Annotated in this window: 10 protein-coding genes; 8 read left to right on the top strand and 2 right to left on the bottom strand. The window is 64.6% G+C overall.

Annotation, left to right across the window (positions count from 1 at the left end; translation table 11 throughout):
* Nucleotides 1-66: 66 nt before the first annotated feature.
* Nucleotides 67-630, bottom strand: a complete 564-nt coding sequence (locus LB572_RS23150) for a carboxymuconolactone decarboxylase family protein (protein ID WP_224669346.1) — start codon at nucleotides 628-630, stop codon at nucleotides 67-69.
* A 251-nt stretch (nucleotides 631-881) separates the two neighbouring features.
* Between LB572_RS23150 and LB572_RS23155 the strand changes: the two genes are divergently transcribed.
* The 4 genes from LB572_RS23155 to LB572_RS23170 all read left to right on the top strand — a co-directional run bounded on the left by LB572_RS23155 (nucleotide 882) and on the right by LB572_RS23170 (nucleotide 4,833).
* Entirely contained in the window at nucleotides 882-2,051 is a 1,170-nt protein-coding gene (locus LB572_RS23155) for an AI-2E family transporter (protein ID WP_224669347.1), read from the top strand.
* A gap of 90 nt (nucleotides 2,052-2,141) precedes the next feature.
* Complete coding sequence (locus tag LB572_RS23160) at nucleotides 2,142-2,963, top strand: arylamine N-acetyltransferase family protein (protein ID WP_224669348.1); 822 nt, start codon at nucleotides 2,142-2,144, stop codon at nucleotides 2,961-2,963.
* Nucleotides 2,964-2,966: 3 nt separating this feature from the next.
* Nucleotides 2,967-3,965: an LLM class flavin-dependent oxidoreductase gene (locus LB572_RS23165; RefSeq protein WP_224669349.1), complete on the top strand. Its 999-nt coding sequence runs from the start codon at nucleotides 2,967-2,969 to the stop codon at nucleotides 3,963-3,965.
* A gap of 67 nt (nucleotides 3,966-4,032) precedes the next feature.
* A complete protein-coding gene (locus LB572_RS23170; protein WP_224669350.1) occupies nucleotides 4,033-4,833 on the top strand; it encodes an inositol monophosphatase family protein in 801 nt (266 codons plus the stop codon).
* On the opposite strand, the gene LB572_RS23175 is transcribed toward LB572_RS23170, so the two are convergent.
* The gene (locus tag LB572_RS23175) at nucleotides 4,823-5,842 is read right to left on the bottom strand and encodes a LacI family DNA-binding transcriptional regulator (RefSeq protein ID WP_224669351.1); all 1,020 of its coding nucleotides are present in this window, start codon (nucleotides 5,840-5,842) and stop codon (nucleotides 4,823-4,825) included. The two genes, LB572_RS23170 and LB572_RS23175, sit on opposite strands and share 11 nt — an antisense overlap.
* 218 nt (nucleotides 5,843-6,060) lie before the next feature.
* Between LB572_RS23175 and LB572_RS23180 the strand changes: the two genes are divergently transcribed.
* From LB572_RS23180 to dnaK, 4 genes are all read left to right on the top strand, one after another.
* Entirely contained in the window at nucleotides 6,061-7,671 is a 1,611-nt protein-coding gene (locus LB572_RS23180; RefSeq protein ID WP_224669352.1) for a sugar ABC transporter ATP-binding protein, read from the top strand.
* Entirely contained in the window at nucleotides 7,668-8,963 is a 1,296-nt protein-coding gene (locus LB572_RS23185) for an ABC transporter permease (RefSeq protein WP_224669353.1), read from the top strand. Before LB572_RS23180 ends, LB572_RS23185 begins: the two co-directional genes overlap by 4 nt.
* A gap of 18 nt (nucleotides 8,964-8,981) precedes the next feature.
* A complete protein-coding gene (locus LB572_RS23190; RefSeq protein WP_140801556.1) occupies nucleotides 8,982-9,950 on the top strand; it encodes a substrate-binding domain-containing protein in 969 nt (322 codons plus the stop codon).
* Nucleotides 9,951-10,472: 522 nt separating this feature from the next.
* The gene (gene dnaK, locus LB572_RS23195) at nucleotides 10,473-12,389 is read left to right on the top strand and encodes a molecular chaperone DnaK (protein ID WP_140801557.1); all 1,917 of its coding nucleotides are present in this window, start codon (nucleotides 10,473-10,475) and stop codon (nucleotides 12,387-12,389) included.
* The last annotated feature ends 199 nt before the right edge of the window (nucleotides 12,390-12,588 follow it).

Below are 12,588 nucleotides of genomic sequence, written 5' to 3' on the forward strand. Positions count from 1 at the left end.
GAGCCCATGCCTGTCGATCGCCTGAAGCGCGTTGCAACGCGCTTCAGGCCTTCGTTTTCACGCATGTCAGGCCGCTGCCGCGACCGGCGACCATGCCTGCGCCTGGAAGCGCTCCTCGATCGGCGTGCCGGCCATGTTCGTGGTGGTCGCCGCCATCGTCGAGACGCCGACGCCGGTCACCACTTCCAGAATCTGGGCCTTGGAGTAACCCGCCGCAGTGAACGCATCGATGTCGGCATCGGTGACGTTTCCCTTCTTCTCGATCAACGCCTTCGTCAGTGCCGAGAGCGCCGCGTATTTCAGGTTGGCCGGCAACCTGCCTTCGCGGATCGCCCGGACTTCGCCTTCGGCGATGCCGTCCTCGATGGCGAATGTCGAATGCGCGGCAACGGTCCAGGGGCATTTGATGGTGACCGCGTTGGTCAGCAGCAGCACCTGCTTCTCGATCTCGTCGAAGCTGCCGCCGTGAAAGCTGCCGAAGGCAGCGACGAACCCGTTGAGAAGGACCGGACTGTTGGCCATCGTCGCCATGACGTTCGGAAGAAAGCCGAACTTCTCTTCCAGCGCCTTCAGCGCAGGCCTGGATTTTTCGGGCGCCGATTCGATCGTCTGAAGGTTGAACTTTTGCATTGTAACGTCCTCTTGCAAAATCGGATGTGATCGCGCGCACGAGACCTTCGCCGCGCGGCCTTCTCGCTCTGTCGTCGCGAAAGCCTATCCGTACTAGGCCCGGCCGATGCGGCGGCTCAATTACACGTCATGTAATAGCGCGACCGCATGAGCGATGCCAGGAAGCCGGCTCATGGAACCTTGCCCGGAACTCCCGCGTTTCGGGGAAGCCTGCCATGCATTGCGGGGTGGCGGGCTCGCAAGGGGAACCGATGAAAGCCGAACCGATCGCTTCGGGCGCGGGCGTTGCCGAGAGTCCCGATCCACGCGCCGATGCCTGGGCGGACATGCGCATGATGCGGTCGCTGGTGATCGGGATCTTCATCCTGATGACGGTGGCGGCACTTTATTTCGCGCGTGCCTTCTTCATGCCGGTGATGCTTGCCTTCCTTTTGGCGCTGACGCTGACGCCGATCGTGCGTTTCCTGCGCAAGCGCGGCATTCCGGAGGTGGTTTCGGCGACTTTGCTGGTGCTCTTCTCCATCTTCGTATTCGCTGCCGCGGGCTATTTGCTCAGCGGGCCGATCATCGACCTCATCAACAACAGCTATTCGATCGGCCAGCAGCTGACCGAGCGGCTGGCGCCGTTCAGGCGGCCGCTCGAACGGGTGATGGATGTAGCGCATCAGCTGGAGGCGCTGACCGAGACATCGCAGGAGCCGGGCGTGCAACGGGTGGCGGTGGCCCCTTCCGGCATCCTGTCCACGGCGGCGAGCAACATCCTGGAAGCCGGCACCTCGATCACCATCGTTTTCGTGCTGTCCCTGTTCCTGCTCGCCTCCGGCACGCTGTTTTACGAGAAGATCGTCCAGTCCTTCACCAGCATGACCCAGAAGAAGCGGGCACTGCGCGTCGTCTATGACGTCGAGCGCGAGATTTCGCATTATCTGCTTACGGTCTCCATCATCAATGCCGGTCTCGGCACGGTGATCGGGCTGGGTCTCTGGGGGCTCGGCATGCCCAATCCGCTGGTCTGGGGAGCGGCGGCGGCGCTCCTCAATTTCCTGCCCTATGTCGGCGCGCTGATGACTGTCCTGCTCGTTGCCGTCATCGCGCTGATCAGCTTCGACACGATCGCCTATGCGCTGCTGGCGCCGGCCTTCGTGGTGTTGTGCGATATCGTCGAAGGCCAGTTCGTGACGCCGATGGTGGTCGGGCGGCGCCTCGAGATCAACGCGGTGGCGATCTTCATCGCCATCGCCTTCTGGTCATGGCTGTGGGGCTTCGTCGGCGCGCTGATGGCGGTGCCGCTGCTGGTCGTCATCAAGGTGTTCTGCGATCATTTCGAAAGCCTCAGCCCCGTCGGCAATTTCCTCGCCGCGCAGCAATCCATGGCGGTGGACGAAGAGGCGGCGGACCAGGACCACAAGTCTGGCGCTTAGTACGCTGGCCCAATCCCATGTCCTGGCCGATCGTTTGCGGCACCGGTGACGAGTGCCTATATCGGACCGGTCAAGCCGGACCTGTCCTTAATGAGCGACTTCGATCTCGATGGTTATTTCGCCCGCATCGGTTATGGCGGGCCGACCGGACCTTCTCTCGCTACGCTACAGGCGCTGCACGCAGCGCACCCGCGGGCGATCCCGTTCGAGAACGTCGACGCCTTGATGGGCGTTTCGGTCGGGCTCGACGTCGCCTCGCTGCAGGACAAGATCTTTCGCCAGGGCCGCGGCGGCTACTGCTTCGAGCACAATCTGATCTTCATGCATGCGCTTGACGCGCTGGGCTTCACGGTCAGCGGGCTCGCCGCCCGCGTGCTCTGGGGCCAGCCGGAAGACGCCATCACCGCGCGCAGCCATATGCTGCTGCGCATCGAGCTTGGCGGCCGCACCTACATTGCCGATGTCGGCTTCGGCGGCCTGACGCTGACGGCGCCGCTGCTTTTGCAACCCGGGCTGGAGCAACGGACGCTGCACGAGGCCTTCCGCATCGGCGAAACCGGCGGCCAATTCCGCCTGCAGGCCGATATCGGCGATAATTGGCGCACGCTCTACCGTTTCGACATGAGCCAGGCCTATGAGGTCGACTATCGGGTCGCCAGCCACTTCCTGTCGACCGATCCGAGCTCGCATTTTCTCTCGACCCTGGTCGCAGCGCTGGCCCTGCCCGACCGGCGCTATGCGCTGCGCAACAACCGGCTGTCGACGCATCATGCCGGCGGCCGCAGCGAGCAGCGCGAGATCGCGGCGGCCGGCGAGCTTGCCGACGTGCTGGAGAACCAGCTCGCCATCGTCATTCCCGAACGCGCCGCCTTCGAGGCGAGGCTGCGGGAAAAACGCATCGTGGAGACCTGACCAATGACCGCCCTTTCGGTTCTCGACCTGTCGCCGATCACGCAAGGCAGCACCGCCACGCAGTCGCTTGCCAATTCGCTCGACCTCGCCCGCCATGCCGAGCGGCTGGGTTATAAGCGCTACTGGCTGGCCGAGCATCACAACATGCCAGGCATTGCGAGCGCGGCGACATCGGTCGTGATCGCGCATGTCGCCGGCGGCACCAAGACGATCCGCGTCGGCGCCGGCGGCATCATGCTGCCCAACCATGCGCCGCTGGTGATCGCCGAGCAGTTCGGCACGCTGGCAGCACTTTTCCCTGGCCGCATCGACCTCGGCCTCGGCCGCGCGCCGGGCACCGACATGATGACCGCTCGCGCGCTGCGCCGTAACCTCGAAAGCTCCGACAATTTCCCGCAGGACGTGGTCGAGCTGATGGGCTACTTCCAGCCGGCGGAGGAGGGACAGCGCATCCGCGCCGTGCCCGGCGAGGGCCAGACCGTGCCGGTTTGGATCCTCGGCTCCAGCCTCTATGGCGCGCAACTCGCGGCGCTGCTTGGCCTGCCTTACGCCTTCGCCTCGCATTTCGCGCCGGCCGAGCTCGACCATGCGCTGGAGGTCTACCGCACGCGCTTCCAGCCGTCGGCGCAGCTCGACAAGCCCTATGTGATGCTCGGCCTCAATGTCTTTGCGGCACCCACGGACGCCGAGGCGAAGCTTTTGTTCTCTTCGCTGCAGCAGGCCTTCGTCAACCTGCGCAGCGGCCGGCCCGGCCAGCTGCCGCCGCCGGTCGAGAATTACGACCGCGATCTCGATCCGATGGCGAAAAGCATGCTTGCCCAGGCGCTGTCCTGCGCCGTCGTCGGGTCGCCGGAAACGGTGCGCCAGGGCATCGACGCCTTCATAAGCCGTACCGGCGCCGACGAGTTGATGGTGACCGCGCAGTGCTTCGACCATGCGGCGCGCGTGCGCTCCTTCGAGATCCTCGCCGAGGTGCACAAATCGATGTCGAAGGCTGCCTGACGGCGCCGTGGCTTGTGACATGTTGGTCTGCTAAGGGCAGACTCTCCTGCCCAAGCGGAGCCTGCCCGTGACCCATGATCTCGACGACCGCATGCATTTTGCCATCGACCTAGCGCGGCGCGCCGGCGAGCTGGGGCTGAAGTATTTTCGCGACCTCGACAACCTGACCGTCGAGAGCAAGGGCCACCAGGACCTGGTTTCGGAGGGCGACCGCGAGGTCGAGCTGTTCATCCGCGCGGCGATCGCCGAGGCTTATCCGCAGGACGGCATCGTCGGCGAGGAACACGCGGCGGTGACGGGGAAGACTGATCATGTCTGGGTGATCGACCCGATCGACGGTACCGCCAATTTCGTGCGCGGCATTCCCGCCTGGTGCGTGGTGATCGCGTGCGCCACGAACGGCGAGACGGTGGTCGGGGTGATCCATGAACCCTCCACCGACGAGACGTTCTACGCCCGCCGCGGCGGCGGCGCCTTCGTCAACGGCAAGCCGATCAAGGCCAGCAATGCGGCATCGCTTACCGAGGGCTCGGTCGGAACCGGGCTCTCCAACCGCGCCTCGACCAAGAATGTCGTCGTGCTCCTCACCCTGATATTGGCCGAAGGCGGCGTCTTCTACCGCAATGCCTCGGGGGCGCTGATGCTTGCCTATGCGGCGTCCGGCCGGTTGCTCGGCTATGTCGAGGAGCACATGAACGCCTGGGACTGCCTGGCCGGCATGCTGCTGGTCGAGGAGGCCGGCGGCACGGTGCTGAAAGCGGACCCCAAGATCGTGATCGGCAAAGGCACCCGGGTGATCACCGGCGGCAAGAACATCTTCCCCAGGCTGCAGCTGCTTTGCGAGACCGCCTTTGGATTTACGCGCTGACGCTCTGCGGGAGCGCGCCCAGCGGCCGGCAGGAATTGCGGATCATCAGCCGGCCCTTCAGCACCAGCTTGCGCGGCGGCGCGTCGCGGTTGCCGGCCAGCCGGTCGAGCAGAAGGTTCGCCGCCTGCTCGCCGATCGCCTGCACCGGCTGCGCCACCGTGGTCAGCTGCGGGACGAACACGTCCGACCATGGAAAATCGTCGAAACAGGCGACCGAAATATCCTCGGGGCAGCTGAGGCCGATGTCGCGGATCGCCTTCATGGTGCCGATCACCATGGGGTTGTTGGCCGAGAAGATCGCGCTCGGCCGGTCGTGCAGCGACAACAGCTGCATGGTCGCGTTGTAGCCGTCGATCTCGTGGAAATTGCCGGAGCGTATGAGTTCCTCCGCCATCGGCAGGCCGGCCGCCTGCAGCGCCTCGCGGTAGCCGATCATGCGGTCATGCATGGGGGATATGTCGGAAGTGCCGGTGATGTAGCCGATTCGGCGGTGGCCAAGGTGGATCAGATAGGTGACGGCATCGAACACGGCACGCTGGTTGTCCAGCACCACCGCATCGGTGTCGACGCCTTCGCAGAGACGGTCGAGCAGCACCACCGGCACATTGGCGTCCTCGACGATGCTTTTCAGAATGCCGCCGTCGCCGACGCGCGCCACGATCAGCCCGTCGACCATGCGGTCGAGCAGCAGGCGTATCTGCTCGTCCTGCGTGTTCAAATCCTCGTCGGTGCAGCAAAGCATGACGGCATAGCCGGCGCGGTCGAAGGCCTGCTGGATGACCGAGACGACATCGGTGAAGAACGGGTTGGTGATGTGCGGCACGGTGAGGCCGATGGTGCGCGTGGTGCCCATCTTCAAGCTGCGGGCAATGGCATTGCGCTTGTAGCCGATGTCGCGGATCGCCTGCTCGATGCGTTGCGTAAGCTCGGGACTGACGGTGGCGGTGCCGTTGAGCAATGCCGACACGGTGGCCACCGACACACGCGCCGCTTCCGCCACGTGCAGCATGGTCGGCGCCGTGGATTTCCGCTGTTTTTTCCGCCCTGATACCGTCATTTTCGAAACGTTTAGCCGCCCTTATTTGACTAAACCTACGTAAACCCGGCGTTTTTCGCAAGAATTGAAATGCATCAATCCTCGGTGACCAGATATGCGCTTGACACGTTCGAAACGTTTAGATTAGCGTTCGGGCAATCGAAGACGACGGAGGGAGGCCGTCCTTTGCCATGCAGCGCGCTGAGTCCATCACGACTGGCAACGCGACCGCCGGCGGTCCCGCCGTCGTTCTGAGCGCGACCGGCATCTCCAAGCGATTCGGCGGCATCACCGCGCTGTCCGACGTGAAGCTGGACCTCAGGCCTGGTGAGGTGCATGCGCTGATGGGCGAGAACGGCGCCGGCAAGTCGACGCTGATGAAAATCCTCTCGGGCGTCTATACCGACTATGAAGGCGCGGTGGCGATCGACGGCCAGACCGTTCAGTTCACCGGTGTCCGCGATGCGGAGGATGCCGGCATCGCCATCATCCACCAGGAGCTCAACCTCGTCCCCGAGCTCAGCGTCGCCGACAACATCTTCCTCGGCCGTGAAAAGCTGATCGCCGGGCTGGTCGTCGACCGCAAGGCGAGCGGCCGCGCGGCAAGCGCGCTGCTGCAACGGCTGGGCATCGAGCTCGATCCGGAAGCGCGGGTCGGCACGCTCAGGGTCGGCGAGCAGCAGCTGGTCGAGATCGCCAAGGCGCTGTCGAAATCGGCGCGCATCCTGATCATGGACGAGCCGACCTCGGCGCTGTCGCCGGCCGAGTGCCAGAGACTGTTCCGCATCATCGGCCAGCTCGCGGCAGGCGGCGTCGCGATCGTCTACATTTCGCATCGCATCGACGAGGTCATGCATCTGGCAAGCCGGGTGACGGTGCTGCGCGACGGACGCCATGTGTTGACGCAGGACATGGCGGGACTGAGCGAAGACGCCATCATCTCCGCCATGGTCGGGCGCGACCTTCTGGCCTCCTCCGACCACGAACGCGGCCCCGGCGGCAGGATAGCGCTCTCGGTCAAGGACCTGTCGCTGTCGAAGCCCGACCGGCATGGCTGGCGCACGGTGATCGAGGGCGTCGGCTTCGACCTTTCGGCCGGCGAGATCCTCGGCATAGGCGGGCTGCTGGGTTCCGGCCGCACCGAAATCCTGGAGGCGATCTTCGGCTCCAGCGGCGGCCGCACCGGCGGCGAGATCCGGCTCGACGGCGCGCCGGTCGAGATCGGCTCGCCGCGCGAGGCCCGCCGGCTCGGCATCGCCCTGGTGACCGAGGACCGCAAGACGCAAGGCCTGCATCTCAAGGCCTCGATCACCGACAATGTCGCGCTGCCTTTGGTCGGCGCGCTGGCGCGCTTCGGCCTGCGCTCGCGCTCGGGCGAGCAGGGCCTGGCACGAGAGGCCGTCAGCGCGCTCGGCATTCGCTGCGAAAGCATCGAGCAGGCCGCCGGCACGCTGTCCGGCGGCAACCAGCAGAAGGTGGTGATCGGCAAGTGGCTGGCGACGCGGCCGCGCGTGCTTCTGCTCGACGAGCCGACGCGCGGCATCGATGTCGGCGCCAAGCGCGAGATCTACGACCTCATCTTCAAGCTGGCCGGCGACGGGCTGGCGATCGCCGTGATCAGCTCCGAACTCCCCGAGCTCCTGCATCTGGCCGACCGCATCCTGGTCATGGCGGAGGGCCGCCAGCGCGGCATCCTGTCCCGCACTGAAGCCAGCGAAGAGGCGATCATGCGGCTTGCCGCGCCCAGACTTGCCACACAAAGACTTGCCACGCCGAAACGGGCCGCGAGACCTGCCGCATGAACCTCGTCAGCCTTCTCTCCCGCACCAAGCTTTACTGGGGGCTGATCGCCATCTTCCTGATCGGCGTGTTCGGCTCGCCGATCAGCTCCAAGGGCAACAACATCTTCCTGTCCTACGGCAACCTGCTCGACGTGCTGCGCCAGGTCTCGACCACCGGCCTGATCGCCACCGGCATGACCGCGGTAATCCTGACCGGCGGGATCGATCTTTCCGTCGGCTCGCTGATGGCGATCTGCTCGGTCGTCTGCGCCATGCTTCTGACCGTGCCCGGCGTCACGCCGTCGGCGGCGCTCGGCGTGCCGACGACCGCGCTGGTCGCCCTGTGCCTCGGCGCGCTCGTCACCCGCTTCATCCTGCTCAACATCGAGAAGTCCCGCGCTCGCGCGGACGCCAGCCGCGAGGTTCGGCTGGACAAGGCGCGCGGGCTGATCATCCCGGCTGTGGTCGGCGTGGTGCTCTGCTGCCTTTCGCTGTGGTACCTGCTGCCGCAGGTCGAGACCAAGTTCGGCGTGCTCGGCGTGCTACTGGTGGCGCCCTGCGTCGGCCTTCTGTTCGGCACCATCAACGGCTTCATCATCGTCGCCGGGCGGCTGCAGCCCTTCATCGTCACGCTGGCGATGATGGTGACGGCGCTCGGCATCGCCAGGCTGACGGCCGGGCAGAACAACGCGGTGCTGCCGGTCTATACCGGCTCCAACGCCACCGAGGACTTCGAGATCCTGCGCTCGCTGGTGTTCGGCGTCGTGCCGATGCCAGGGCTGTTCTTCCTCGGCGCGATCGTGATCTACGGCGCGGTGCTGCGCTTCACGCCCTTCGGCCGCTATGTCTATGCCATCGGCGGCAATGAGGAAGCGGCACGGCTTTCGGGCATCGCCGCGGGGCGCGTCAAGATCGCCACCTATGCCGTGTCCGGCCTGCTCGCCGGCATCGCCGCGGTGCTCTACGTGGCGCAGTACCGGCAGGGCAAGCCGGACGCCGGCGCGGGGCTCGAGCTCGACGCCATCGCCGCCGTGGTCATCGGCGGCACCAGCCTGATGGGCGGGCGCGGCAGCCTGATCGGCACCTTTTGCGGCGTGCTGATCTTCGGCCTGCTGTCCAACATCCTGCAGCTGCACAACATCAATTCGAACCTTCAGCTGGTGCTGAAGGGGGCGATCATCATCGGCACCGTGCTCGTGCAGGAGCGCAACGCCGGCGACATCTTAAGCTATCTGCGCCTGCCCGGCGGACGGACGGCGCAAAAGGAAACGGCTGCAGCCAAGCGGCCGTCACAGGAGACCTCGTCTCTATAATCCGGAGGAAACAGGACCATGAAACGACGTGATATGCTGAAGCTCGCCACTTTCGCGGCGGCACTTCTGACGACCACCGTTCTCTTTTCCAGCAACCATGCCTTTGCCCAGGACAAGAAGTGGAAGATCGGCTTCTCGCAGGTGACGACCATCGAACCCTGGCGTGCCCAGTTCAACAAGGACATCATCGCCGAAGCCGCCAAGCATCCCGAGGTCGAGCTGATCATCACCGACGGCGAGGACAAGACCGAGAAGCAGGTCGCCGATGTCGAGAACCTGATCCGCCAGGAGGTCGACGCGCTGCTGGTGTCGCCGAAGGAATCGGCAGGTCTCACCGGCGTGGTGCAGCAGGCGATCGACGCCAAGATCCCGGTCTTCGTGCTCGACCGCAATGTCGACACCAAGGATTACACGCAGTTCGTCGGCGGCGACAACGCGCTGATCGGCCGGGCGGCGGGCGAATATGCCGTCGAGCTTCTCGGCGGCAAGGGCAAGGCGGCCGGCAACGTCGTCGAGATCTGGGGCGGCATGGGCACGCAGCCCGCGCATGACCGCCATGACGGCTTCCACGAGTTCACCGACAAGGAGCCGGGCATCAAGTACCTGCTCGACCAGCAGTCGGGCGACTGGAAGCAGGACCAGGCATACAACATCATGGCCAACGCGCTGAAGACCAATGAAAAGATCGACCTCGTCTACGGCCACAACGATCCGATGGCCTATGGCGCCTATCTCGCGGCCAAGGATGTCGGGCGCGAAAAGGACATCAAGTTCATCGGCATCGACGGCCTGCCCAACGAAGGCGTGCAGATGGTGAACAAGGGCGAGCTGACGGCGACCTTCACCTACGTCACGCCGGGTGCGGAAGGCCTGCGCCAGGCGATCAAGTTCCTGAATGGCGAGAAGGTCGAAAAGACCATCACGCTGCCGACGGAAAAGGTCACCAAGGACAACGCCGCCAAGATCCTCAAGGACAACGGGCTCTAGGTTTTGTTTGACGCAATTCCGAACGGAAAACCGCTACGCACTTTTCCTGGAATTGCTTGAAGCCCAGCCCCCTGCCGGGCCACGCGCCCGGCAGGGCTTTTGCCAGAGCGCCGAACGCTCTTGAAATCCCGCCGCCAGGCGCCGAAACCGCGACGACGGCACGGATTTCCGGCTCTTTCGCGACCGAAAGTCACGCCCGCCGGGGCAAGCCTTGCCTTTCCCGGAAGGCACAGCCGTGCGCCGTCAACGGCGCCCGTTCCAAAAAAGCAATCCGGAACAATGCGATAGCGCGATCTCGCGCCGGTCGTGCCGCGAAGCGCGGCGGGCCGCTTCGCGCCCCGTGCCGAGACAATGGACAGCTTGCGCAGAATGCTTGCGCCTTGTGTCGCCTGTTCTTATATACGCGCCAGCCGTCCGGCCCCGGAAAACGGGGACCGTGACGGGATTTCTTGTGAACAGGGGCTTTCGTCGGAACGCCTTTTGAAGGGTCCTGAGAGCCTGCTTAGAGGAGAGACTAGAACAATGGCAAAAGTTATCGGTATCGATCTCGGCACCACCAATTCCTGTATCGCCATCATGGATGGCAAGGACCCCAAGGTGATCGAGAACGCTGAAGGCGCGCGCACGACGCCTTCCATCGTCGCCATCTCGAATGACGGCGAACGTCTCGTCGGCCAGCCTGCCAAGCGCCAGGCGGTCACCAATCCGGAAAACACCATCTTCGCGGTCAAGCGCCTGATCGGCCGCCGCTATGACGACCCGGTGACGGAGAAGGACAAGAAGCTTGTCCCTTACAAGATCGTCAAGGGCGACAATGGCGACGCCTGGGTCGAGGCCGGCGGCAAGAAGCAGTCGCCCAGCCAGATCTCGGCCATGATCCTGCAGAAGATGAAGGAGACGGCGGAAGCCTATCTCGGCGAGAAGGTCGAGAAGGCGGTCATCACCGTTCCGGCCTATTTCAACGACGCCCAGCGCCAGGCGACCAAGGATGCCGGCAGGATCGCCGGCCTCGAGGTGCTGCGCATCATCAACGAGCCGACGGCCGCCGCACTTGCCTACGGCCTGGAAAAGAAGGACGGAAAGACCATCGCCGTCTATGACCTTGGCGGCGGTACCTTCGATATTTCGGTGCTCGAAATCGGCGACGGCGTGTTCGAGGTGAAGTCGACCAATGGCGACACCTTCCTCGGCGGCGAGGACTTCGACATGCGGCTCGTCGAGTACCTGGCGGCCGAGTTCAAGAAGGAACAGGGCATCGACCTGAAGAACGACAAGCTCGCGCTTCAGCGTCTGAAGGAAGCGGCCGAGAAGGCCAAGATCGAGCTGTCGTCGACGACGCAGACCGAGATCAACCTGCCCTTCATCACCGCCGACGCAACCGGCCCGAAGCACCTGACGATGAAGCTCACCCGGGCGAAGTTCGAGCAGCTGGTCGACGACCTCGTCCAGCGTACCATCGAGCCCTGCAAGGCGGCGCTCAAGGATGCCGGCCTGAAGGCTGCCGAGATCGACGAAGTGGTTCTGGTCGGCGGCATGACCCGCATGCCCAAGATCCAGGAGATCGTGAAGCAGTTCTTCGGCAAGGAGCCGCACAAGGGCGTCAACCCGGACGAGGTCGTCGCTCTGGGCGCCGCCATCCAGGCCGGCGTGCTGCAGGGCGACGTCAAGGACGTGCTGCTGCTCGACGTGACGCCGCTGTCGCTGGGCATCGAGACGCTGGGTGGCGTGTTCACCCGACTGATCGAGCGCAACACGACGATCCCGACCAAGAAGAGCCAGACCTTCTCGACCGCCGAGGATTCGCAGAGCGCGGTGACGATCCGCGTCTTCCAGGGCGAGCGTGAAATGGCGGCCGACAACAAGATGCTCGGCCAGTTCGACCTGGTCGGTATCCCGCCGGCGCCGCGCGGCGTGCCGCAGATCGAGGTCACCTTCGACATCGACGCCAACGGCATCGTCAACGTCTCGGCCAAGGACAAGGGCACCGGCAAGGAGCACCAGATCCGCATCCAGGCTTCGGGCGGCCTGTCCGACGCCGACATCGAGAAGATGGTGAAGGACGCCGAGGCCAACGCCGATGCGGACAAGAAGCGCCGCGCCCTCGTCGAGGCCCGCAACCAGGCCGAAGCGCTGGTGCATTCGTCCGAGAAGTCGCTCAAGGACTATGGCGACAAGGTCTCGGAGGCCGACCGCACCGCGATCTCCGATGCCATCGCCGCGCTGAAGGCCGCGGCCGAGGGCGACGACCCTGCCGATATCGAGGCCAAGTCGCAGTCGCTCGCCGAAGCGTCGATGAAGCTCGGCCAGGCCATGTACGAGGCCTCGCAGAAGGAAGCGGCCGAAGCCGACGCCAAGGCGGATGCCGCCAAGGATTCGGACGTGGTCGACGCCGACTTCGAGGAAATCGACGAAGACGACGACAAGAAGAAGTCGGCCTGAGCCGGCTGACGGCGAAATAGGTGCAAAAGCCCGGCGAAAGGCCGGGCTTTTTTGCAACCCTGCCTGAAAAAGTGCGGGCCTGCTTGAAAATGTGAAGGAAAAACCTGGAGCGGGCCTGGCTTGGCACTAGCATCCGGGAAACATCGCTCCTAAATCCAAGACCATGCCGGCAAACGTCGCCAACAATGCTTGAAGACAT

The sequence above is a fragment of the Mesorhizobium sp. BH1-1-5 genome (assembly GCF_020165615.1).
In the GTDB taxonomy this organism is placed as follows: Bacteria; Pseudomonadota; Alphaproteobacteria; order Rhizobiales; family Rhizobiaceae; genus Mesorhizobium.